The organism is Streptomyces sp. NPDC096323, assembly GCF_040302845.1.
GTDB lineage: Bacteria > Actinomycetota > Actinomycetes > Streptomycetales > Streptomycetaceae > Streptomyces.
The window spans coordinates 585785-609579 of the sequence record NZ_JBEOSI010000002.1 but is presented as its reverse complement, the minus strand read 5'-3'; the positions used below and the strand labels follow the sequence as shown (position 1 = coordinate 609579).

Here is a 23795-nt window from a genome sequence, read left to right as displayed (position 1 = left end):
GACCGCGGTCAACGCGCAACGGTCCACGCAGGATTCGGACCGGAGCACGCGACTCCCCCGTACCCGACGTTAGGTTCCCTGTGTCGTTCGCCCGTAACATCCTCGCCCGTCGTAAGTCCGCCGTCGCCGGTGCAGCAGTGCTGCTGGGCGCCTCCGGAGTGGCTCTGGGCGTCTCCCCGGCCATGGCGGCCACCTCCGCCGCGCCGACGTCCGCCGCCGCGAGCGCTCAGGACACGGCGAAGCAGATGATCGGTGACGACGCGCAGTTCCAGTGCTTCAGCAACATCGTCAGCCACGAGAGCGGCTGGAACCCGAGCGCGACCAACGCCTCCTCCGGTGCCTACGGCCTGGTCCAGGCGCTGCCCGGCTCGAAGATGGCGTCCGCCGGCTCCGACTGGCAGACCAACCCCGGCACCCAGATCAAGTGGGGCATGGACTACATGAACTCCCGTTACGGCAGCCCCTGTGGCGCCTGGTCGTTCTGGCAGGCCCACAACTGGTACTGAGCCCACCCGGACTCGAACCGGTAGCGACGAAGACCCCCGACCGCACTGCGGTCGGGGGTCTTCGTGCATCTGCCCCCCGCTGGGCCATCCGGCCGCCTGTCCGAAAGATGTGCGGGCCCGTTGTCGCGTCCGCGTCCCCCCGTTAACGTGCGCCCCGCAGAATCCGGTTCACATCTGACGCACCATCCGCGGCGACGCCCAAGGAGTGCTCGTGACACAGCTGTCGAGACGTACGCTACTGACCTCGGCCGGATCGGTGGGCGTGACCGCCGCCCTCGGCACGCAGATCCCGGCGGTGGCCGGGCGGGGCCGCGCGGCCGGGGGCACCGCGGCAGCGCAGGCGGCGCTCGGACGGCTGCTGGGCGGGCACGCCGACCAGTTCCGGCTCACTCTGCTCGATCCGGCGGACGGCGGCGAGCGTTTCCGGGTCAGTGGTTCGCGCGGTCACGTAGAGGTCGCCGGGACCAGCCCGGCGGTGCTCCTGACGGGCGCGCACTGGTACCTGAAGTACGTGTGCGACGCGGTGATCTCCTGGAGCGGCAGCCAGCTGGACCTCCCGGCCGTGCTGCCCGCGCCCGCCGGGCCGCTGGAGCGCGCGGCGACGGTCCCGCACCGGTTCGTCTTCAACGACACGTACGACGGCTACACCGCCCCGTACGCGGACTGGGCCCGCTGGGAGCGGACCATCGACGTGCTGGCCCTGCACGGTTGCAACGAGGTGTTCCTGACCGCCGGTCAGGAAGCCGTGTACCACGGCATGCTCCAGGAGTTCGGCTACAGCAACGCGGAGGCCAGGGCCTGGATCCCGGCACCGACCCATCAGCCGTGGTGGCTGCTGCAGAACATGAGCGGGTACGGGGGCCCGGTCACCCCGGAACTCATCGCCCGGCGGGCCTCGCTGGGCCGGCGGGCCGCCGACCGGATGCGCGAGCTCGGCATGGCCCCGGTCATGCCGGGTTACTTCGGTACGGTCCCGGGCGAGTTCGCCGACCGCAACCCCGGGGCCTCGGTGATCCCGCAGGGCCAGTGGTCCGGATTCCGGCGCCCGGACTGGCTGGACCCGCGCACCGACACCTTCGCCCGGGTCGCCGCGTCCTTCTACCGGCACCAGCGGGTGCTGTTCGACGAAGCGCCCGCGTACAAGATGGACATCCTGCACGAGGGCGGCAGCGCGGGCGGGGTGGACATTCCCGAGGCGGCGCGTGGCATCGAGCGCGCGCTGCAGACCGCCCGTCCCGGCGCCACCTGGGTGATCATGGGCTGGACCGGCAATCCCCGGCGGGAGCTGCTGGACGCGCTCGACAGGACGCGTGTCCTGATCGTGGACGGCCGCTCGGAGCTGGACGAGGCGACGGACCGCGAGCAGGAGTGGGGGAACACCCCGTACGCGTTCGGCGCGATCCCGAACTTCGGCGGCCGGACCACGCTGGGTGCGATGGCTCCGGCGTGGACGCAGAAGTTCCCGGCCTGGCGCGACAAGCCTGGCAGCACCCTGACCGGGACCGCCTACCTGCCGGAGTCCTCCGACCGCGACCCGGCCGCCTTCGAGCTGTTCACCGAACTGGCCTGGCGCGAGGAGCCCGTCGACCGGGCCGCCTGGTTCGCACGGTACGCGCGATTCCGGTACGGCGGCCGGGACCGGCGGGCCACGGCGGCCTTCGCCGCGCTGCGTGAGACCGCGTACGACGTGCAGAGCAGCGACGGCCGCCCGCACGACTCGCTGTTCGCGGCCCGCCCCGACCTCGCGGCGGTCAACGCCACCTACTGGGGCACCACGCAGCTCTCGTTCGACTCGGCGGGCTTCGATCTGACCCTCGCCGGGCTGCTGGGGGTACGGGAGCCGTTGCGCCGCTCGGAGGCGTACCGCTTCGATCTGACCGACTTCGCCCGCCAGGCGCTCGCCAACCGCTCCCGGCAGTTGCTGCCGCAGTTGCGCGCCGCGTACGAGCGCAAGGACCGGGGCACGTTCGACGCACTGTCGGCACTGTGGCTGAGACTGATGCGGCTGAGCGAGGAAATGACGGGCGGGCACCGGGCGTTCATGCTCGGCCCGTGGCTGGACGAGGCGCGCCGGTACGCCTCATCGCCCGACGAGGCCGGTCAACTCGAGCACGCCGCCCGCGCGTTGATCACCACCTGGGCGGACCGGCCGACCGCCGACGGGGGAAGGCTGGCCAACTACGCCAACCGTGACTGGCAGGGGCTGATCGGCGACTTCCATCTGCCGCAATGGCAGAGCTATCTGGACGAGCTGGCGGACGCGCTCGCCCACGACCGGGCGCCCCGGACCTTCGACTGGTACGCCGTCGAGGAGCCGTGGACGCGGGAGCGCAAGGCGTACCCCCTGCGCGAGCTGAGCGCGAGCGCCGTGCACCGCACCGCGCTCCGGGTGTACGAGACGCTGTCGACCGCCCCCTACCAGGGCACGGTCACCGTCGCGGCCGACCGCGCCACCCTCCCGCCCGGCGGTTCGGCGGTCATCGAGGCCGGCTTCCGCAACGTCAACGGGCTGCGCGAGACAGGGCCCGTCCGCTTCGCCCTGAGTCTGCCCGGCCTGGAGAGCAAGGCGCTGGGGCCGGTCGAGCTCTCCGGTGTGGCGGCGGGCGGCAGCGCCGGGGTGAGCTGGCGGGTCACCGCCCCGCAGGCCGGGTTGAAGGAGCCGCTGGAGCCGCACCCGTTCGAGCTGCGGACGGAGTACGGGCCCAGCGGGGAGCTGCCGGTCACGGCGGTGGTGCGGGGGCGGATCCATGTGGCGGGGCCGCTCGGCGCGGGCTGGCTGACGCACAACGCGAACGACGCCTCGTTCGGCCAGGCCGGCGGGCGCTTCGCCATCGACGGGGCGGGCAACGACCTGTGGGGGTCGACGGCCCAGTTCGGGACGGCGTACCGGGCAGCGGCCTTCGCGGACGGTGGGAGCGCCACCGTGAGCGTGGACTCCCAGGAGAACACCGGCAATTGGGCCCGGGCCGGGATCGTCGTCCGCAACACGATGGCGACGGCCGGGTCCAGGGGGTTTTTGAATCTGGCCCTGACCCCGGCCAACGGGGTCGTGCTGTCGTACGACGCCAACGGTGACGGCACCCTGGAGAAGCGGCTCTCGCTGCCCGGCGTCACCGGGCCGGTGCTGCTCCGGCTGACGCGGGCCGGCGGCGCGTACGCGGCGTCCTGCTCGACGGACGGCGGGACCACCTGGCAGACCCTGGGCGCGGCGACGGTGCCGGGCGCGGCGGCCGTCCAGGACGTCGGGTTCTTCATGACGGCGGCGAACGGCGGGTCCGGCCGGCGCGGCCGGGCCGACTTCAGCGGCTGGTCGCTGACGGGCTGACCGGAGCGGTGGGGGCCGCCGTCGCGACCCCCACCCCCGGGGAGGGGGGCCCCTACAGCCGCTGGATGATCGTGCCGGTCGCGAGCGCGCCGCCCGCGCACATGGTGATCAGCGCGAACTCCTTGTCGCTCCGCTCGAGTTCGTGCAGAGCCGTGGTGATCAGCCGGGCCCCGGTGGCACCGACCGGGTGGCCGAGAGCGATCGCGCCGCCGTTGACGTTGACCTTCGAGAGGTCCTGGTCGAAGACCTGCGCCCAGCTCAGCACGACGGACGCGAAGGCCTCGTTGATCTCGACGAGGTCGATGTCCTTGAGCGACATCCCGGCCTTGCCGAGCACCGCACGGGTCGCGTCGATGGGGCCGTCGAGGTGGAAGTGGGGGTCGGAGCCGACCAGTGCCTGGGCGACGATCCGGGCCCGCGGCTTGAGCTTGAGGGCCCGCGCCATCCGCTTGGACGCCCACATGATCGCGCAGGCGCCGTCGGATATCTGCGAGGAGTTGCCCGCGGTGTGGACGGCGGTGGGCATCACGGGCTTGAGGCGGGCGAGCCCTTCCATCGTGGTGTCGCGCAGCCCCTCGTCATGGTCGACGAGCCGCCACATGCCCTGGCCTGCGGCCTGTTCGGCCTCGGTGGTGGGCACCTGGACCGCGTACGTCTCCCGTTTGTAGCGCTCCTCGGCCCAGGCGACGGCCGCCCGTTCCTGCGAGAGGAGGCCGAGCGCGTCGACGTCCTCACGGGTGAGGCCGCGTTTGCGGGCGATGCGTTCGGCGGCCTCGAACTGGTTGGGCAGGTCGACGTTCCACTCGTCGGGCCACGGCTTGCCCGGCCCGTGCTTGGATCCGCTGCCCAGCGGTACGCGCGACATGGCCTCGACGCCGCAGCTGATGCCGACGTCGATCACCCCGGCCGCGACCATGTTGGCGACCATGTGGGAGGCCTGCTGCGAGGAGCCGCACTGGCAGTCCACGGTCGTCGCGGCGGTCTCGTACGGAAGTCCCACGGTCAGCCAGGCGTTGCGCGCGGGGTTCATGGACTGTTCGCCGGCGTGGGTGACGGTGCCGCCGACGATCTGTTCGACGCAGTCGGCGTGGATGCCAGTCCGGCCGAGGAGTTCACGGTAGGTCTCACCCAGCAGATAGGCGGGGTGCAGATTGGCGAGCGCGCCCTGGCGCTTGCCGATGGGAGTGCGTACGGCTTCGACGATGACGGGTTCCGCGGCCATGAGCTCGTCCTCTCCTCACACTTCCGCAGAGGCGTCCCGGCGCCCGCGGAAGCAACTAGTACGCGTTCTAGTTACGCAGCAGTCTGGTGAGGCTTACCCGCGGTACGCAAGGGTCTTGCACGCACCTTGCCCTGCCTACACGGTCCACACCCACCACAAACCGGCCGGGTCTCCGCGAAGGCTTCACGCAACAGATCAGGCCATGCCCCTTGTCAGTTGTAGAACTCGTTACTACCTTGCGGGCAGCTTCTGATGGGTCGTCAGACAATCTGCGGACCACGTCCCGACGGCTCTCGGACCGACCTGGAGTTCTCGACCTGGAGCTGCCGATGTCCTGCCCCCATCTGCCCGAAGGGTTCGATTTCACCGACCCCGACCTGCTCCACGCCCGCGTCCCGCACCCGGAGTTCGCCCTCATGCGGGAGACGGCGCCGGTCTGGTGGTGCACCCAGCCCACCGGCATCTCCGGCTTCGACGACGCGGGCTACTGGGTCGTCACCCGGCACACGGACGTCAAGTACGTCTCGACGCATCCCGAGCTGTTCTCGTCGAACACCAACACCGCGGTGATCCGCTTCAACGAGTCCATCAGCCGGGACCAGATCGACGTACAGAAGCTGATCATGCTGAACATGGACCCGCCCGAGCACACCCGGGTCCGCCAGATCGTCCAGCGCGGCTTCACCCCCCGCGCCATCCGCTCCCTGGAGGAGACGCTGCGCAACCGGGCGCGCTCGATCGTCGAGACGGCACTCGCCGGCGCCGACGACGACGGCTCGTTCGACTTCGTCACCAACATCGCCGTGGAGCTGCCGCTCCAGGCCATCGCCGAGCTCATCGGCGTACCGCAGGAAGACCGGGCGCGGATCTTCGACTGGTCGAACAAGATGGCCGCGTACGACGATCCGGAGTACGCGATCACCGAGGAGATCGGCGCCGAGGCGGCCATGGAGATCGTCTCCTACTCGATGAACCTCGCGGCGGCGCGCAAGGAGTGCCCGGCCAAGGACATCGTCTCCCAACTGGTCGCCGCCGAGGGCGAGGGCAACCTCTCCTCCGACGAGTTCGGCTTCTTCGTGATCCTGCTCGCCGTGGCCGGAAACGAGACCACGCGCAACGCGATCAGCCACGGCATGCACGCCTTCCTGACCCACCCCGAGCAGTGGGAGCTCTACAAGCGCGAGCGGCCGGAGACCACGGCCGAGGAGGTCGTGCGCTGGGCGACGCCCGTGGTCTCCTTCCAGCGGACCGCCACCGAGGACGTCGAACTGGGCGGGCAGCAGATCAAGAAGGGCGACCGGGTCGGTCTTTTCTACTCCTCGGCCAACAACGACCCCGAGGTCTTCGAGCAGCCGGAGCGGTTCGACATCTCCCGCGACCCGAATCCCCACCTCGGTTTCGGCGGCGGCGGCCCGCACTTCTGCCTGGGCAAGTCCCTGGCCGTGATGGAGATCAACCTGATCTTCAACGCGATCGCGGACGTCCTGCCGGACCTCCGGCTGACCGGCGACCCGCGACGGCTGCGGTCGGCGTGGCTCAACGGGATCAAGCAGTTGCAGGTGAGCACGACGAACGCCTGAACCCTGTCCTCGTACCCCCGTCCGGATGCCGGACAGGGCTACGAGGATCATGGCGGCCATGCACGCCCTGCTCTCCGGTTTCGCCCCCATCTGGATCCTGACCGGCATCGGTTACGCGGCCGGCCGCACCGGACTCCTCGGGGAGCAGGCGGAGTCGGTGCTCGGCCGGTTCGTCTTCCATGTGGCCATGCCCGCCGCCCTGTTCACGATGGTGTCGGGGTCGCGGCCGGCCGCCTTCGCCCATCCGTCGATGGTGGCGTTCGCCGCGGGCACGGCGCTGGTGTCCGCGCTGGGGTACGCGGTGGGGCGAAGGTTCTTCGGCCGCAAGAGGGCCGAGGCGGCGATCAGCGGCATGGCGTCCGGCTACGTCAACTCCGCCAATCTGGGCATCCCGGTGGCGGTGCACGTGCTCGGCGACGCCTCGTTCGTCGCGCAGGTCATCCTGTTCCAGGTGCTGCTGGTCTCGCCCGTGGTCCTGACCCTGCTGGACTCGGGCACTCATCGCGGGCCGGCCGCCGGCGGGCTGCGGCGGGCGCTCACCATGCCGGTGCGCAATCCGATCATCATGGCCTCGCTGCTCGGAGTGGCCGTCTCCGCGGCCGGGTGGCGGCTGCCGACGGCCGTCACCCACGCGTGTGACGTCCTCGGGGCGGCGGCCGTGCCGACGGCGCTGATCACGCTGGGCCTGTCCCTGTACGGCGGCCCGGCCGGCCGGGGGCGCCTGGTCGCGGGCGACGGAACCGGCCGGGTCACGGGGCGTACGGAGGTCGGGGTCGCGGTGGCGCTCAAGACGCTGGTCCAGCCCCTGGTCGCCTTCCTCGTCGCCGGTCCGCTCCTGCGGCTGCCCGATCACCAGGTGCTGGCCGTGGTGCTCTGCTCGGCGCTGCCGACGGCCCAGAACGCGTACCTCTACGCCCGTGAGTACGGCATGGACACCGGCCTGGCCCGCAACAGCGTGGTCGTCTCCACGGTGGTGTCGATGGGCACGCTCTCGTTCGCCGCCTGGGTGCTGGGATCGTCCCGCTGACCTGTTGGAGTGGCGGGGACCGGCCGGCGGGCGGATGCTGGGTGGGCGACGATCCACATGCCGAAGGGGTGCCGGGAGGTCTCTGCCGCCCGGCACCCCTTCGGCCGTCGGCGGCCCCGCGCCGCCGTCAGGCGCTCTCGGTGACGCGCCCGACGGGCGGTGTCGACAGCGTCGTCGTTCTGATCCCGTCCTGCGGCTCCTCGTCTCCCGGCTCCCGCAGCCCGCGCGGCCCGCAGAGCGCGTACGTGAGGCCGAAGCCGAGGGCCACCACCGCTGCCCCGCCCACCGCGTCGAGCACCCAGTGGTTGCCCGTCGCGACGATCGCCGAGACCGTGAACAGCGGGTGGAGCAGCCCCAGCGCCTTCATCCAGATCTTCGGGGCGAGCATCACGATCACCACACCGCACCACAGGGACCAGCCGAAGTGCAGCGAGGGCATCGCGGCGTACTGGTTGGTCACCCCGGTCAGCGTGCCGTAGTCGGGCTTGGCGAAGTCCTGGACGCCGTGGACCGTGTCGATGAAGCCGAGCCCCGGCATGAGCCGCGGCGGGGCCAGCGGGTAGAGCCAGAAGCCGACCAGCGCCAGCAGCGTGGCGAAGCCGATGGAGCTGCGGACCCAGCGGTAGTCCGCGGGGCGGCGTACGTACAGCACACCCAGGATGGCCAGCGGCACGATGAAGTGGAACGTCGAGTAGTAGTAGTCGAAGAAGTCCCGCAGCCAGCCGACTTCCACCACCGCGTGGTTGGCCCAGTGCTCGATGTCGATGTGCAGCCACTGTTCGATCGAGTGGATCTGCCGCCCGTGGTGCTCCGCGGTGGCGCGGCCTGCCGTCGCGGCCAGCCTGACCTGCTGGTACGCGGAGTAGACGACCCTGATCAGCAGGAGTTCCAGCAGCAGGTTGGGCCGGCTCAGCACGCGCCGCCAGAACGGCAGCAGCGGCACCCTGCTCCACCGGGCGGCGACCGGGGACGCGTGGTCGGTGGGGACCGGCTCCTGCCAGTACGGCGAGGTGCGCGGGACGAACGGGGCGACGCACGCGGCCGCGAGGGCGGCGATCAGCAGCACGTTGTCGCGGACCGGGAACATAGCCTCGATGTTCGGCAGCAGCATCTTGCCCGGCAGCGTGACGACGAGGATCACGACGGCCGGCCACACCAGCCGGTCGGAGGCCCGCTTGCCGACCCGGCCGACAACGGCGAGCAGTATCCAGAGCAGTTGGTGCTGCCAGGCGGTGGGCGCCACGGCGACACAGACGCAGCCGGTCACGGCCACGGCCAGGAGCAGCTGGCCGTCGCGCGCGTACCGGGCGGCGCGGCGCAGTCCGACGAAGCAGACGGCCGCGGCCAGCGCGAGGAAGAGGGCGATCTCCAGCGGACCCGCGAGGCCCAGGCGCAGCAGCGCACCGTGCAGCGACTGGTTGGCGAGGCTGTCCGCCTGGTCGCCGAGCCCGGCGCCCGCTACGTGGTGCACCCAGTACGTCCACGAGTCGTGCGGCATCGCGGCCCAGGCCAGTGCCGTGCACCCGGCGAAGGCCGCGCCGCCGGTCAGCGCGGCTGAGCGTCTTCCGGTCAGCCAGAGCAGGACGGCGAAGAGCAGCACGGTCGGCTGGAGGGCGGCGGCGATCCCCATGAGGACGCCGGAGGCCCGTTCGCCGCGGACCGCGAAACAGCCGACGAGGACGAGGAGGACCGGCAGGATGCTGGTCTGGCCCAGGTGGAGGGCGTTGCGTACCGGCAGCGAGAGCATCAGCAGGCTGATGGCGACGGGGGCGGCGAGCAGGGCCGTGCGACGGCTGACAGGGGCGGGCAGGGCGCGGGCCGCGATGATGCCGAGGGCGGCGACGAGGAGCAGCGAGCCGAAGGTCCAGGCGACGCCGAGGCTCTGTTCGGCCGTGCGGGTGAGCGGCTTGAGCACCAGGCCGGCGAACGGGGTGCCGGTGAACCGGTCGGTGTCGTACAGCGAGCCCGTCACATGAAGCACACCGTTCTCACCGATCCACGTCTCCAGGTCGGTGAGCCGTTCGCCTGGCGGCTGCCGGAGCACCACCGCCATCTGCCGCACGGCCAGTACGGCCGCCACCAACCAGAGCACGGCACGGGCAGCCCCGGTCCTCGCCCCCGTCGCCGCGTCTGTGCGCACACTGTGCTCCGCGTTCGCCACGTTGCGCCGACCCTCCCAACGTTCGGTGCCGAATCTGCGCCCGGCATGCTCTGAAACCTTCGCATTGCCCTATGACGTAGACACAATCACCCCCTCTTCACCTGACTGTCATCCCTCTTTTGTCCGAAAGCATGCCCGGCCGGGCCGTGCGGACGGGCCGGGCGGCCGGAACCGGCGGGGCCACCCGCACGTCTGAGCCCCTGATCGGTGACCACGGGGAGGAACACGGATCATGCGGTACGCGGGGAGAAATACGGCGGTGCGGAATCGGCCGGGCGGGTGGGCGCTCCGCGCGCTGTCCCTGGTCCTGCTCGTGTTCGCGGCTCAGCTGGGATCGCTGATCGCTCCGGCCTACGCGTGCGGCTGCGGCGCGATGGTCGTGGACCGCGACGCCCAGGTGTCGGTCGACCGGGAGACGTCCGTCGTCGGCTGGGACGGCAGCACCGAGCAGATCGTCGTGCGGCTCACGGTGCGCGGTGACGCCCCGGCGGCCGCCTGGATCATGCCCGTGCCGCACCGGGCCACGGTCGAGCTCGGTGACGCTTCCCTCTTCTCCGAACTCCACACCCTCACGGCTCCGGTGACCACCGCCCGGCACTACTTCTGGCCACGTGCGAAGGACTGGCCCTTCGGCGGCTCGGGCGACGGGTCCGGGGACGGCGCCGCCGCTCCCGCGGGCGCCGCCCCGGTGGAGGTCGTGGGACGCGAACGGCTCGGCCCGTTCGACGTCGCCCGCCTGGCGGCGACCGACCCCGCCGCGCTGGAGGGCTGGCTGAAGGAGAACGGTTTCGAGCTGCCGGACCGGCTCGCGACGGCGCTGCGCCCCTACGTCGAGCAGAAGTGGGAGTACGTGGCCGTGCGCCTGGCTCCCCGCGAGTCCGGTCGCCCGCTGAGCGGCACGCTCGACCCACTGCGGCTGCGTTTCGCCAGCGACCGCCTCGTGTACCCGATGCGCCTGTCGCGGCTCGCCGCTACGCCGCAGTCGCTGGGCCTGTACGTGCTCGCGGCGCACCGCATGGAGCCGCGCGGCGCGATCGGCGGGCGGCCGCCGGAGGTGACGTACGCCGGGCGGGTCGACCCCGGGCGGAAGCAGAGCGCGTATCCGGCGCTGGGTGCGCTGACGGGCGGGAAGCCGGTGTTCGTCACGGCGATCGACCAGACGTTCCCGCGCCCGGAGCTGATAGGCGGCGACCACGAGCTGCGGGCGGCCTCGGCGGACACCCCGTACCGGATCACGCGCTACCGGGACGAGCTGCTGACCGTGGGCGGCTTCCCGGCCTGGGTGCTGACGCTGCTCGGCGGCGCGGGGGTGGTGGTCGCGGCCCTGCTGCTGGTGCTGCGGGCACGGCGGAGGCGACCGGTGGCACCGCCGCCGCCGGTCACCGTGCCCTCACCGCTGAGGTGAGGGCGGGGGCCCGGGCGGCCGGGAAGTGGACATGCGTACGCGGGGTGAAGCGCGGGACGGGGGTCCTCGCTCTGTCCGCCTCCCGGCAGCAAATCGTTTTTCCCCACCGTCGGGTGCACGCCAGAATGACCCGATGACCTGGACCGTGACCCCCGAACGCTTCGACTCCCCCGACGCCGCCCTGCTGCGCCGGGACTACTACGACGAGGTGGCCAGCCGCTACTGGGGCCGGCCCGCGACGGTGGAGGAGATCGCCGACGGGCTCACCGACGACGGCTCCGAGCTGCTCGCCCCGCCGGCCGGCGAGTTCGTCGTCGGGCGCTTGGGAGGCGCTGCGGCGGCCTGCGCCGGGCTGATCCTGATGGAGGCGGGCATCGCGGAGCTGACCCGGGTCTACGTACGCCCCGAGGCGCGCGGCACGGGCGGCGGCGGGCGGCTGCTCGGAGCCGTCGAGAGCCTGGCGCGGGCGCTGGGCGTGCGGCAGATCCGGCTCGACACCCGTAACGACCTCGTCGAGGCGCGCGGGCTGTACGCCAAGCACGGCTACCGCGAGGTCCCGGCCTTCCACCACCGCAACCAGTACGCGGAGCACTGGTTCGCCAAGGAGCTGTAGCCACCGGCCCGTCCCCGCCGCGCAGAGCTCAGGTCGGCGGGTGGTGCGGCGGGAGGTGGCCTGCCGCGTGGTCCCGCTTGGGCGCCGGGCTGTGGGGGCGCTCCCTGCTCGACCCGCTCGTCTCCGTCGTCAGTTCCGACACCAGCGCGACCAGGTCGGTCGGCCGGTCCGGACCCCACCAGTCGCCCAGCAGCTCGGCCAGGGACTCCTCCCGGGCCTGGGACAGCTTCATCACGGCCTCGGCGCCCGGCTCGGTGAGCACCATCTGCACGCCCACCCTGCGGGCCAGACCGCGCTCCTCCAGCTGCCGGGCGGCGTCGCTGACCACCCGCAGCGGTACGGGGGCGACCTCGGCGAGCCGGGCGGGTTCGATCGTGCCGTGCCGTTTGATGCGCAGCAGCATCCAGCTCGCGGCCGGCAGCAGGTCGTAGCCTGCCTTCTCGGTGATCTTCACGTAGACCTCGCGACGGCCCTCCCGGGTGGCGAGGACCGAGAGCGCGCGTGCGCACTCGTCGTACGAGGACCGCTCGACCGGGTTCGACGCCAGGGTCTCGCTGGGCTCGGGGGCGGTCACCGAACCGCGCAGCTTGTCCTCCTTGAGCAGCCAGGAGAAGAGGAAGGCGATCAGGACGACAGGGGCGGCGTACAGAAAGACGTCGGTGATCGATGTCGAGTACGCGTTGAGCACGGGCTGCTGGAGCACCGGCGGCAGCTGGCCGATCGCGCGCGGGTCGGCGGCCAGCCCCTCGGCGCTGACGCCGGGCGGCAGCGGCCGGCCGGAGAGCGCGGAACCGAGCTTGTCGGTGAGCCGGTTGGTGAAGATGGTGCCGAAGATGGCGACGCCGAACGAGGCACCGATGGAGCGGAAGAAGGTCGCGCCCGAGGTGGCGACGCCCAGGTCCTGGTACGAGACGGCGTTCTGCACCACCAGGACCAGCACCTGCATCACCAGGCCGAGTCCCGCACCGAAGACGAAGAAGTAGATGCTCATCTCCCAGGTGGGGCTGGTCTCCGTCAGCCGGTGCAGGAGGAGCAGGCCGACCGCGGTGAGGCCGGTGCCGACGACCGGGAAGACCTTCCAGCGGCCCGTACGGCTGACGATCTGGCCGGACGCCGTCGAGGTGATGAGCAGACCGAACACCATGGGGAGCATGTGGACGCCGGACATCGTCGGCGTGATGTCGTGGACCACCTGGAGGAACGTCGGCAGGTAGGTCATCGCGCCGAACATCGCGAAGCCGACGACGAAACTGATCACCGCGACGAGGCTGAAGGTCCTGATCCTGAACAGCTTCAACGGCAGGACGGGTTCGGCCGCGCGCCGCTCCACGTACACGAAGGCGATCAGCAGGACCACGCTGAGGACGGCCAGGCCGATGATCTGCGCCGATCCCCAGGCCCAGGTGGTGCCGCCGAGCGAGGCGACGAGGACCAGGCAGGTGGCCACCGAGGCGATGAGGAAGGTGCCCAGGTAGTCGATGGTGTGCTTCGTCCGGCGGACCGGGATGTGCAGCACGGCGGCGATCACGCCGAGGGCGACGACGCCGATGGGGAGGTTGATGTAGAAGACCCAGCGCCAGCTGAGGTGCTCGGTGAAGAAGCCGCCGAGGAGCGGTCCGAGGACGCTCGTCGCGCCGAACACCGCCCCGAACAGGCCCTGGTACTTGCCGCGTTCACGCGGCGAGACGATGTCGCCGACGATCGCCATCGACAGCACCATCAACCCGCCGCCGCCCAGTCCCTGGAGGGCCCGGAAGCCGATCAGCTGCGGCATGTTCTGGGCGATGCCGCAGAGGGCCGAGCCGATCAGGAAGATGACGATGGCGATCTGGAAGAGCCTTTTGCGCCCGTACTGGTCGCCGAGCTTGCCCCACAGCGGAGTCGCGGCGGTCGACGCCAGCAGATAGGCGGTGACCACCCACGACAGATGCTCCAGACCGCCGAGATCACTGACGATCGTCGGCAGCGCGGTGGAGACGATGGTCTGGTCGAGTGCGGCCAGGAGCATGCCGAGAAGCAGTGCGCCGATCGCCACCAGAACCGACCGCGTGGAGCGTTCGTCGCCGGGGGCGGGGGCCGGAGGGCTCAACTGCTGGGCCATAAAACATCTCCTCGGATCCGCTTCCCCCCATCCTGTCTGTTCTGCCCCGTTATGGCCTGCCGAGGGGCTTCGTGATTGGGCTTCCCGGCGACGGGCTGCATAATCGCAGGCAGTTCATGGACCGGCCGGCACATGGCGCGGACGCCGCCCCCGTGTGCCGGCCGGTCTCCAGGGGAGGGGACCCACCAATGACCGGACATATATGCCCGGAGTGCGGTACGGACACGAGACCGGGTGCCGGTCCGGGCTGCGCCTGCGCGGCGCACCCGGCCGCCGGCGGTGCGGGACGGCAGCAGGACGCCGGGCCGTATGGGTCGGGCGGGCAGCAGGCCGGTGAGGACGCGGCCCACGCACAGCGTCACCTCAGCGACGCGGAGCGGACCGCCGAGCAACAGCGCATCACCGAGCAGCACCACGCCGGGCGGTCGGCGGACCTGGCGGCGGCGGAGGACTTCGACCCGCTGCGCATCCGGCCGTACGTGACGCTGGGCGGCGATGAGGCGGTGGACACCCGCTCCGGCCCGCCGCAGGGGCACGCGCCGGGCGGCCAGCCGGGGGACGCCGCCACGACGATGCCGCTGTTCCTGGACCCGGCGGGGCCCGGCCCCCAGGCCGACCCGGGCGCGCCCGGCCACCCGGCGGACCCGTCCGGCGCCGCGCTCCTCGTGCACGGCCCGGACCCCGTGCAGCCACGTCGCCGCCGGCCCTTCGCGGCGCTGGTCGCGGGGGTGGCCGTCGTCACGGTGGTCGGCACGGCGGCCTTCGTCGGCGGGCTGTTCGACGGGGACCGGAGCCAGGAGGCGGACCTGGATCAGGCGCTTCCGTCCGCGGTGACGAGCCTCGCCGAGGAGAGCGTCGCGCCGTCGGGCTCCGCGTCGGCGTCCGCCTCCTCGTCACCCTCGCGGTCGGCGTCCGGATCGCCGTCCGCCTCGGCCTCGGCGTCCCGTTCCGCGTCGCCGTCCCCGTCCGCATCGGCGTCCCGTTCCGCGTCGGCTTCGGCGTCCGCGTCACGGCCGGCGGCCGCCTCGTCCCCCGCGGCGACGGCGGGAAGCAGCAAGCCCGCGGAGGTGGCGCCGCCCGCCGAGCCGGCGGACGGCGCGACGCTGCGGCTCGGGGACGAGGGTCCGGAGGTGGCCGAACTGCAGCGCAGGCTCCAGGAGGCCTGGGTGCTGAACGGGCCGCTCGGAGACGAGTACACGAAGCGGGTCGAGGACGCCGTGCACCAGTACCAGATATGGAGAGGCATCCAGGGCGATCCGGAGGGGGTCTACGGCCCGAACACCCGGCGGGTACTGGAATCGGCCACGACCGGGCAGGGACGCCACTGACCGAGAGGTCCGGGCTTCCCCCGAGCCTCGGGGCCGGGATTGGCTTTCCCGGCCCCGTTTTTGTATCGTGGAGAAACAAAGTGGCCCCTGCGCGCACACCCTGACCGGCGAGCGGGGGCCACTTGTTCTCCTTCCCGCTTGCTCTCTTCCCCCCTTGCTCTCTTTCCCCCTTGTTCTCTTTCCCCCTTGTTCTCTTTGCCGCGCCGCACGTCCCCGCGCGACGTTCGCTTCCCCCCACCCCCCGCTCTGGAGCCCGCCCATGCCGGCCACCGTCCTCACCGCCCACGCACTCCTCCTCGACATGGACGGCACCCTGGTGAACTCCGACGCCGTCGTCGAGCGCTGCTGGCGGCGCTGGGCACTGCGGCAGGGCCTGGACCCCGAGGCGGCGCTCAAGGTGGTCCACGGCCGACAGGGCTACGCCACCATGGCGGTCCTCCTCCCGGACCGCCCGATGGAGGAGAACTACGCGGACAACCGGCTGATGCTCGCCGAGGAGACCGCCGACACCGACGGCGTCGTCCCGATCGGCGGCGCCCCCGCCTTCATAGACGCGATCGCCGCGCTCCCGCACGCCCTGGTCACCTCGGCCGACCTGGCTCTGGCCCGGGCCCGGATGACCGCGGCCGGGCTGCGGATGCCGGAGCTCCGCGTCACCGCCGAGAGCGTCGGCGCCAGCAAGCCGGACCCCGAGGGCTTCCTCAAGGGCGCGGCCGGACTCGGCTTCGCACCGGCGGACTGCGTCGTCTTCGAGGACTCCGAGGCGGGCATCGCGGCCGGCCGGGCGGCGGGCATGCGCGTCGTGGGCGTCGGCCCGCGCGCGGCGGCGCTCGCCCCCGACGCCCATGTCGACGACCTGACGCAGATCCGGGTGGAAGCGGCGGCGGACGGCTCGATCGCGCTGCACATCGACGCGCGCTAGCGGACCACGCGCAGGGCGACAGCGCCCGCGTCCGCCCGCACATCAGCGGGCGCCTCCCCGGCGGGCCCGGCGCCCCGCGTCCGCGCCCTGTGCCGGGTCGCGGTGCAGCCGCCCCCGCGCCACCAGTTCCAGTACGGTCGCGACGGCCGCGGCCTGTACGGCCATCAGGGCTACCAGCACGAACAGCTGTACGGCACCCGCCTGCACCGGTGAGGCGCCGCCCAGCAGCATGCCCACGAACGCCCCGGGCAGCGTGACGAGCCCCACCGTGCGCGTCTGGTCGAGCCCCGGCAGCAGCGCGTCCGACGCGGCGGGCCTGGCGATCTCCAGCCGCGCGTCCCGGTCCAGGAACCCGAGGGCCATCGCCGCCTCCACCTCCCCCCGCCGGGTGGACAGTTCGTCGAGCGCCCGCCGGCCGCCGAGCACCGTCGCGGTCAGCGCGCCCCCGATGAGGATGCCCGCCACGGGGATCAGCGCGATGCCCCGGACCGGCACCAGACCGGTGAGCAGCAGCACGGCGACGACCGGCGCCACCCCCGCCCCGATCGGCACGGCCACCCACCACCACGTGCGGTTTCCCGTGATCCGGCGGCCCGCGGTCCACACGGCCACCACGTACATCAGCGCGATGAACGCGAACATCGGCGCCAGGGCGTGGACCACCCAGCCGATGAGCGCGGAGACCGCGGCGAGCTGGACCGCGGCCCGCAGCCCGGCCACCACGATCTCGCGCGACCGGCCGAGGGACGCGAACGAGGCGACGGCGGCAGCGGCCGCGAGCAGCAGGCCCAGGACGACGCCGAGCGTGATGTTGACCGGAAGCAGCACGCCGCCACCCTAGGGCTGCCCGCACCGGCCCCTCGCCACCAACCGGCACCTCCCACGCCGGGTCGGAGTAGCCCGCCAACCCACGCCCCACTCCACGGAACTCCCGCCCCCTCAGTTCCGTACGCCCGCGCACGCACTCCGGTGCGCCCCCGCGCCCCGAACCTCTTCGTCATAACTCTTGATGTGACGTGCCCATGTCGCCACGCTGTTACCTGGCGCCCACCCCACGGAAACCTGGCGCCGCCACGCTGGCCGGGCCGCTCCGCGCGGGCCATCCAACCACCCCCCACATCCAGGGAGTTCGCATGTCAGGTATCTACGCGCGTCGCATAGCCGTGCTCGCCGCCTCCGCCGCCCTCGCCGCAACCACCGGACTGCTCACGGCCCCCAGCGCCCAGGCGGCCATGCCCACTCCGGTCTCGGCCGCCACCGCCCGTACGTATCTGAGCGAGCTGACGGTGAAGGCCGAGGGCTCGTCCACCGGATACAGCAGGGACAAGTTCCCGCACTGGATCACCCAGTCGGGCGCCTGCAACACCCGCGAGGTCGTCCTGAAGCGGGACGGCACGAACGTCACCCAGGACTCCAGCTGCGCCGCCGTGAGCGGCAGTTGGTACTCGGAGTACGACGGGGCCACCTGGACCGCCGCGTCCGACCTGGACATCGACCACATGGTCCCGCTCGCCGAGGCCTGGCGCTCGGGCGCCTCCGCCTGGACCACGGCCCGACGGCAGTCGTACGCCAACGACCTGACGCGCCCCCAGCTGATCGCCGTCACGGACAACGTCAACCAGTCCAAGGGCGACCAGGACCCCGCGACCTGGCTCCCCTCGCGCACGGCGTACAAGTGCACGTACGTACGCGCCTGGGTGCACGTGAAGCACTACTACGGCCTGAGCGTCGACTCGGCCGAGAAGTCCGCCCTGCAGTCCGTGCTCAACGGCTGCTGACACCGGGCGGCCGGGCCCCTCCCGACACCCGGCCCGGCCGCCTCCGTGCACAGCTCCGGCCTATACGGAGCCCTTTGTTCCCAGGGCAATTTCCGGTCGATCACCTTCCGGCAGAGATCACGCATCGGCCCCGGATCCCCTCCGCCGGCCGCCACGACCTCGCACACATGCTGCGGCTTCTCGCTTGGCCCCATGGCCCGCCCCGGACCGCCGGCGAGCCGGAGGCTTCCGGCCATCTCTTGTTAACCCCGGCCCAGTTGTGCCATAACTCAGCCGTCTCATCGGGGGGCTCCGGCCCGGAGACATCAGAGGTGCACGACGTATCGGCGGCAGAGCCATGCCCTGCAGCCGGCACTCCCCTCGCACCCTCGACATCAACGGCTGAAGGAGTACGAACGAGTGACCCGTACGACCATGGTCGCGGCCGCACTGCTGACCCTTGCCGTCGCCGTACCCACCGCATCGGCGGTGGCAGCCGTCGACGCCTACGCCGGCGGTGCGCACGGCTGGTCCCCGGCTCAGAACGACAGCGGAAAGATCGCCGTCAAGGACAACAGCGGTGACGGCGACCCGGTGAAGGCGGAGTACTACCGGATCAGCAATGTGGGATACAAGAGGACCCTGTGGAACCACAGCGGCTCCGGTACCACCGCTTACTCGGCCGACGGGGGAACCGTCTACCAGTTCAAGGTCTGCGACGAGAACTACGGCGCACCGGACGACTGCTCGGGCTGGAAGTTCCCGTAGGCGGGAACGCCTCGAAGCGCGGCGTAACCACCGCCGCACCAGGCCGGCCGGGCCTGGTGCGGCGCCCCCGTCCTCCAAGAAACGATGAGGGGCACCCTCGTGCCCCAAGAAACAAGAGGCACGATTCCGTGGACCGGAACGACCCCTCAGGGCTCCACGTCAGCGGCCTGAGCTACCAGGTCGGCGGGCGGACTCTGCTCGACGGCGTGGAGCTGTCCGTGTCCCGGGGCGAGTCCGTCGCGGTGACCGGGCCGAGCGGATCGGGCAAGTCGACCCTCCTCATGTGCGTCCTCGGACTGATCAAGCCCCAGTCGGGCACCATCACCGCAGCGGGCCAGGACCTCACGGGGCTCGGATCCGCGCGGCTCGCCCAGGCGCGCCGGGAGACGCTGAGCATGGTGTTCCAGTTCGGTGAACTCCTCCCCGAACTCAGCCCGGTGGAGAATGTCGCCCTGCCCGTCCTGCTCGACGGGGGCCGCCCCAAGGACGCGTACCAGCGGGCGGAGGAGCTGCTCGGCGAGCTCGGCGTTCCCAGCGGCTCCACCCCCACCGGCATGCTCTCCGGCGGCGAGCGCCAGCGGACCGCCGTCGCCCGCGCCCTGATCACCGAACCCGCCGTCCTGCTCGCCGACGAGCCCACCGGCGCCCTCGACCCGGATGCCAAGGAGGCGGTCGCCGCGCACCTGTTCACGGCGGCCCGGGACCGGGGCTGCGCCCTGCTGGTCGTCACCCATGACCTCTCGGTGGCCGACCGCGCCGACCGGCGCCACGAACTGCGTGGCGGACTCCTCGCCGACGCGCGGGTCTTCTGATGGGGAAGCGGATCCGCACCGCGGCCACCCTGCTCCGGATCGGGCTCGCCGCCGGCCGCTCCACGCCCGGCGACCGCCTGCGGTGGTGGGGCCTGCTCGGCGCCGCGGCCGCCGTCGCGTTCGTCGTCCTGGCGACCGTGGCCACGGTCGCGACCTTCGACGGCCGGGAGACCAGGGCGGACGCCCGCGGCCCGGTGGCCGCCTTCGGCGAGAACGCCCATGCCCGTCTGCTGTACCGGATCGGGGGCGACTCCGTCGGCGGCCGACCGGTCTCCCTGGTGTTCGTCCGGCCGCTCACCGCCGACGCTCCGGTGCCCGCCGGTGTGAACCGCTGGCCGGAGCCGGGGGAGGTTCTGCTCTCTCCCGAACTCGTCCGTACCGGCGCCGGAGAGGGCGTCCTGACCCGCTACGGAAGGTTCGCCGGCACCATCGGCACGGACGGCCTGGTCACCCCCTCCGAGCGGTTCGCCTATGTCCGCGTACCGGATGCGGCGCCCACGAACGATCGCCGCTGGTTCCCCCTGGCCGCCTTCGGCAGCAACGGCGGAGGGACGGGGGAGATGGCCAATCAGCCGGCCGTGACCTCTCCCCTCCTCGCGCTGTGGGCCCTGGCCGGGCTGCCCGCCCTCGCGCTGACCGTCGTCGCCGCACGGGTCGGCTCCCGTACGCGCGACCGGCGCAGCGGTCTGCTGCAGGCGCTGGGCGGCACCTGGCGCCACCGCATGATCGTCAACATCGGCGAAGGGGCCGTCCCGGCCGCGCTGGGCACGCTGATCGGGCTGGTCCCGTACGCCGTCGCGTCCCTGCACAGCACCCGCCTGCCGCCTACGGGATACATCCTCGATCACCGCGATGTGGCGGGCGCCTGGCCGACGGCCGCCGCCGCGGCCGTGGTGTCCCTGCTGGTTGTCCTCGCCCTGGTGGTGGGCACGCACCGCATCAGCCGGGACGGCACGTCCACCCGCCCCACCTCCTTCGGCGACCGGGTCCCCGTCTGGCGCCTGGCTTTGTGCGGGGTGGGCGTCGGCCTGGTCCTGGCGAGCCAGTACGTGCCCCGCAAGGCGCAGCTGTTCCTCTTCACCTCCGGAACCGTCGTGATGTGGGCGTTCCTGTCGTCCGTCGTGGCTCTCCTCACCCGCCGACTGGGGTCCTGGGTCGCCGACAGCGGTAAGCGGAAGGGCCATCCGGGCCGTCTGATCGGCGGACGCTGGACGCATGCCCATCCCGGCGTGATCGTGCGCCTCGCCCTGGCGATGGTGATCGGCATCGGCGTCGTCGCCCAGATGCAGGTGTGGACCAGCAGGCTGGGCGTCCGCTCGCACGCGGCCGTCGCCACGCATCAGCGGATCGGGGACACCGTCATCGAGGTGACCCCCAGCGGCATGACCGCGGCCCTGACCGACCGCTTCCGCTCCTCTCTGCCGGCCGGCTCGGTGCTGCTGACGCGTACGTTCCACGATCCCGGACCGTCGAGAGAGCCGTGGGTCACGCTCGGGGGAACCTGCCGTGATCTGCGCGTACTGCACGTGGAATGCCACGGCAGGAAGAAGCCGACTGGTGGGAACGAGCAGGTGGAGGAAATGCGCCGCTGGTACGGCGACTTCAGCTTCGTACCTGCCCCGTTGGCCGGCGTGAGGACGGACGGCACCCAGTCCCTCCTCGTGGTGACCACCGCCCCCGGGCAGCTCGCCGCGGTGAAGCAGGCCGCCTTCACCCTGCCCAACCCGGCCGTGCAGATAACCGCGTTGGGAGGGGACTGGGCCGGGTCTTCGCGTTCCCGCCTGTCGAACTGGGTCCAGCTCTTCGGCATCACGGGCATCCTCTTCGTGCTCGTGGCCGGAGCGGTGAGCGCGGCGGCGGAGTTCGTCCGGATCCGCCACGCTCTCGCCCCGCTGTCCGTCCTGACCGGCCGGCGCCGCGTGTTCCGGTCCGTGACCGCGTGGCACCTCACCGTGCCCCTGCTCATCACGACCGTCGTCGCCGGGGCGGTGACCGCATGGCACTCGGTGTTCTTCATCGCGCTGGTGCGGGAGGGCTCCGTGTCCTGGGCCGTCCTGGCCGCCGGCGTCTCGGCGTGCGCGGCGGTCTCCCTGACCGTCGGGTTCCTGGGCGCACGAGCGGCGGCGCGCGAGGCGGAGGGGTGGAGGCCCGCCGCCGACTGAGAAGGCCCCCGCCCGGAACCGCCCCGCACTCCCCCGCCGAACTCGCCGAGCCCCTCGGCCCACCACCGCCCCGGGCGGCACACCCGTCGCCCGCGTTTTGCAGCCGACCTGCTCTCCCGTGCACGACTCCATCCCCGCCCCGCTCAGGGCAATCAGCTGATGACGCTCACCTTGAGTGGCCGGAAAGCCGCACTGTCTGGTTCAGGCCAAATCCGACAGGCCCGGCGCCGTGCTGGAGCCGGTCTTCGCCGGTCCGTTGGCCGATGACGCACCGCTCAGTTTCGGCCAGTCGACAAAACGTTGAACTTGCAAGTATTGGTGAGGTCTACCTAATCTTTGGCGCTCAGTCGGTTTCCGTCCCCACCAGACCGAAGGAGCACTCCCCACATGTCCACACGCTTGAATCAGGCACAGCCCTATGCCCTGGCGCTCTTCCGCGTCGTCGTAGGCCTGCTCTTCGCCTGCCACGGTGCCGCCTCGCTCTTCGGCGTACTCGGCGGAGCCATGGGCGGCGGGTCCATACCCGCGGGAACCTGGCCCGGCTGGTACGCGGCGGTCATCCAGCTCGTCGGCGGCAGCCTCGTCGTCCTGGGCCTCGGCACCCGTTTCGCGGCTCTCATCTCGTCCGGCTCGATGGCGTACGCGTACTTCAAGGTCCACCAGCCCGAGGCGCTCTTCCCCCTGGAAAACGGCGGCGAGCCCTCGGCCGTCTACTGCTGGGCCTTCCTGCTGATCGTCTTCACCGGCCCCGGCGCCCTGGCCCTGGACCGGCTGTTCACCTCGCGCACCGCCGCGAAGGGCGACCAGGACCACGCACCCGAGCCGAGCACACCGGTCGCCGCCTGACCGATCCCCGAACCCACCGCACAGGCCCGCGCCGACCGGGCCCACCGCGAGACCTCGTGCCCGCCGGGACCGCTCCCCGGCGGGCACGAGGCGTTTCGGGGATGAGGCGCGTCGGGGACGGGGAGCGTCGAGGACGGGGAGCGTCGGGGACGGGGAGCGTCGGGGACGGGGAGCGGTCGGCAGGGCCACGTGAGACACCTGGGGCAACCGGGGCAACCGGGGCACGTGAGATGCCCAACATCGTTCCCATATTTGGATCTCCGGATGAACGGCAGGCGTACGCTGTACAGCTGGCCCTGCCGCCCATGCCGCTCCCCTGCGACGTCGCGGCGTTGTTTGTCAATGACTGGGGAGTAGAAGGTGCTCGAGAGTGTGGGTGCGCTGACCGGCAGCCCATGGATCTACGTCGTGGTCGCCCTCTCCGTGCTGCTGGACGTCTTCCTTCCCGTGCTGCCGAGCGGGGTCCTCGTGATCACCGCCGCAACGGCCGCCGCCGCGGGCACCACGTCCGTGGCCGCCGACGCCGCGGCCCGTCAGGTGACCGAGGTCCCCTCGGTCCTGGCCCTGATCCTCTGCGCCGCCACCGCCTCGGTCCTCGGCGATCTCGTCGCGTACCGGCTGGCCTGGCGCGGCGGCGAGCGCCTGGACCGCGCCATTGCCCGCTCACGCCGTCTCACCGCGGCGCAGGAACGTCTCGGCGCCGCCCTGAGCCGTGGCGGCGGGGTTCTCGTCGTCATCGCACGCTTCGCGCCGGCGGGCCGTTCGGTCGTCTCGCTGGGCGCGGGCGCCTCGCACCGCGACGTGAAGGAATTCCTGCCGTGGTCCGTCGTGGCGGGCGTGGCCTGGGCGGGTTACAGCGTGGGGCTCGGCTATTTCGGCGCGCACTGGCTCGGCGCGAGCTGGCTGGGTACGGCCCTCTCGGTCCTGGCCCTGTTCGTCGCGGGGGCGTTCGCCGCGTTCCTGATGAAGCGCCCGGCGGCGGCTGCCGCCGCCGCTGCCTCCGCCCCGGTCCCTACGGCGTCCTGACACCACCCCGCACTTCCAGTCCGTCCAGCAGCCGGGCCGTCGCTTCGGCGATCTCGTCGACGGCCCGGTCGAAGACCTCCTTGTTGTGCGCGGCCGGGGCGCGGAAGCCGGACACCTTGCGGACGAACTGCAGGGCGGCGGCGCGGACGTCTTCCTCGGTGGCCTCTTCGGGGAGGACCGGCGGGCGAAGGGTCTTGATGCTTCGGCACATGTCTCCAGTGTGGACCGCCCCAC

At 72.0% G+C, this 23795-nt stretch carries 19 protein-coding genes; 14 read left to right on the top strand and 5 right to left on the bottom strand.

Going from position 1 to position 23795, the window contains the following annotated elements:
- Nucleotides 1-80 precede the first annotated feature (80 nt).
- Both ABTX18_RS06720 and ABTX18_RS06715 read left to right on the top strand, forming a co-directional pair.
- A complete protein-coding gene (locus ABTX18_RS06720; protein ID WP_352121642.1) occupies nucleotides 81-506 on the top strand; it encodes an aggregation-promoting factor C-terminal-like domain-containing protein in 426 nt (141 codons plus the stop codon).
- A 211-nt stretch (nucleotides 507-717) separates the two neighbouring features.
- Nucleotides 718-3831, top strand: a complete 3114-nt coding sequence (locus ABTX18_RS06715) for an alpha-N-acetylglucosaminidase (RefSeq protein ID WP_352121641.1) — start codon at nucleotides 718-720, stop codon at nucleotides 3829-3831.
- A 52-nt stretch (nucleotides 3832-3883) separates the two neighbouring features.
- On the opposite strand, the gene ABTX18_RS06710 is transcribed toward ABTX18_RS06715, so the two are convergent.
- Complete coding sequence (locus ABTX18_RS06710) at nucleotides 3884-5053, bottom strand: steroid 3-ketoacyl-CoA thiolase (RefSeq protein ID WP_352121640.1); 1170 nt, start codon at nucleotides 5051-5053, stop codon at nucleotides 3884-3886.
- Nucleotides 5054-5382: 329 nt separating this feature from the next.
- Between ABTX18_RS06710 and ABTX18_RS06705 the strand changes: the two genes are divergently transcribed.
- Together ABTX18_RS06705 and ABTX18_RS06700 are read left to right on the top strand one after the other, a co-directional pair.
- On the top strand, nucleotides 5383-6633 hold the full coding sequence (locus ABTX18_RS06705) for a cytochrome P450 (protein ID WP_352121639.1): 1251 nt from the start codon (nucleotides 5383-5385) through the stop codon (nucleotides 6631-6633).
- 25 nt (nucleotides 6634-6658) lie between these two features.
- On the top strand, nucleotides 6659-7660 hold the full coding sequence (locus tag ABTX18_RS06700) for an AEC family transporter (protein ID WP_352121638.1): 1002 nt from the start codon (nucleotides 6659-6661) through the stop codon (nucleotides 7658-7660).
- A 127-nt stretch (nucleotides 7661-7787) separates the two neighbouring features.
- On the opposite strand, the gene ABTX18_RS06695 is transcribed toward ABTX18_RS06700, so the two are convergent.
- Complete coding sequence (locus tag ABTX18_RS06695; protein ID WP_503061110.1) at nucleotides 7788-9752, bottom strand: bifunctional glycosyltransferase 87/phosphatase PAP2 family protein; 1965 nt, start codon at nucleotides 9750-9752, stop codon at nucleotides 7788-7790.
- Nucleotides 9753-10122: 370 nt separating this feature from the next.
- Here ABTX18_RS06695 and ABTX18_RS06690 point away from each other — a divergent pair, with 370 nt between their 5' ends.
- Together ABTX18_RS06690 and ABTX18_RS06685 are read left to right on the top strand one after the other, a co-directional pair.
- Entirely contained in the window at nucleotides 10123-11226 is a 1104-nt protein-coding gene (locus tag ABTX18_RS06690) for a DUF2330 domain-containing protein (protein ID WP_503061109.1), read from the top strand.
- Nucleotides 11227-11359: 133 nt separating this feature from the next.
- The gene (locus ABTX18_RS06685) at nucleotides 11360-11839 is read left to right on the top strand and encodes a GNAT family N-acetyltransferase (RefSeq protein WP_352121635.1); all 480 of its coding nucleotides are present in this window, start codon (nucleotides 11360-11362) and stop codon (nucleotides 11837-11839) included.
- A 28-nt stretch (nucleotides 11840-11867) separates the two neighbouring features.
- Here ABTX18_RS06685 and ABTX18_RS06680 read toward each other — a convergent pair whose 3' ends face one another.
- Entirely contained in the window at nucleotides 11868-13940 is a 2073-nt protein-coding gene (locus ABTX18_RS06680; protein ID WP_352121634.1) for an MDR family MFS transporter, read from the bottom strand.
- A 188-nt stretch (nucleotides 13941-14128) separates the two neighbouring features.
- Between ABTX18_RS06680 and ABTX18_RS06675 the strand changes: the two genes are divergently transcribed.
- Complete coding sequence (locus ABTX18_RS06675) at nucleotides 14129-15268, top strand: peptidoglycan-binding domain-containing protein (protein ID WP_352121633.1); 1140 nt, start codon at nucleotides 14129-14131, stop codon at nucleotides 15266-15268.
- 259 nt (nucleotides 15269-15527) lie between these two features.
- A complete protein-coding gene (locus ABTX18_RS06670) occupies nucleotides 15528-16190 on the top strand; it encodes an HAD-IA family hydrolase (protein ID WP_352121632.1) in 663 nt (220 codons plus the stop codon).
- 42 nt (nucleotides 16191-16232) lie between these two features.
- On the opposite strand, the gene ABTX18_RS06665 is transcribed toward ABTX18_RS06670, so the two are convergent.
- Complete coding sequence (locus ABTX18_RS06665; RefSeq protein ID WP_352121631.1) at nucleotides 16233-17018, bottom strand: ABC transporter permease; 786 nt, start codon at nucleotides 17016-17018, stop codon at nucleotides 16233-16235.
- 305 nt (nucleotides 17019-17323) lie between these two features.
- Here ABTX18_RS06665 and ABTX18_RS06660 point away from each other — a divergent pair, with 305 nt between their 5' ends.
- The 6 genes from ABTX18_RS06660 (at nucleotide 17324) to ABTX18_RS06630 (ending at nucleotide 23561) form a co-directional block, all read left to right on the top strand.
- Nucleotides 17324-17968, top strand: a complete 645-nt coding sequence (locus ABTX18_RS06660) for an HNH endonuclease family protein (protein WP_352121630.1) — start codon at nucleotides 17324-17326, stop codon at nucleotides 17966-17968.
- A 399-nt stretch (nucleotides 17969-18367) separates the two neighbouring features.
- Nucleotides 18368-18715 (top strand): hypothetical protein, encoded by a 348-nt coding sequence (locus ABTX18_RS06655; protein WP_352121629.1) that lies wholly within the window; start codon nucleotides 18368-18370, stop codon nucleotides 18713-18715.
- 128 nt (nucleotides 18716-18843) lie between these two features.
- Nucleotides 18844-19527, top strand: coding sequence for an ABC transporter ATP-binding protein (locus ABTX18_RS06650; protein WP_352121628.1), 684 nt, complete (start codon nucleotides 18844-18846; stop codon nucleotides 19525-19527).
- Entirely contained in the window at nucleotides 19527-21689 is a 2163-nt protein-coding gene (locus tag ABTX18_RS06645) for a permease (RefSeq protein WP_352121627.1), read from the top strand. Before ABTX18_RS06650 ends, ABTX18_RS06645 begins: the two co-directional genes overlap by 1 nt.
- Before the next feature lie 387 nt (nucleotides 21690-22076).
- The gene (locus ABTX18_RS06635) at nucleotides 22077-22535 is read left to right on the top strand and encodes a DoxX family protein (RefSeq protein ID WP_352121626.1); all 459 of its coding nucleotides are present in this window, start codon (nucleotides 22077-22079) and stop codon (nucleotides 22533-22535) included.
- Between the two features lie 360 nt (nucleotides 22536-22895).
- Nucleotides 22896-23561 carry a DedA family protein gene (locus ABTX18_RS06630; protein ID WP_352121625.1) on the top strand — a complete coding sequence of 222 codons (666 nt, stop codon included), beginning with the start codon at nucleotides 22896-22898 and terminating at the stop codon, nucleotides 23559-23561.
- Here the strand turns inward: ABTX18_RS06630 and ABTX18_RS06625 are convergent.
- Entirely contained in the window at nucleotides 23548-23772 is a 225-nt protein-coding gene (locus ABTX18_RS06625; protein WP_352121624.1) for a DUF2277 domain-containing protein, read from the bottom strand. The genes ABTX18_RS06630 and ABTX18_RS06625 overlap by 14 nt on opposite strands.
- Between the last annotated feature and the right edge of the window lie 23 nt (nucleotides 23773-23795).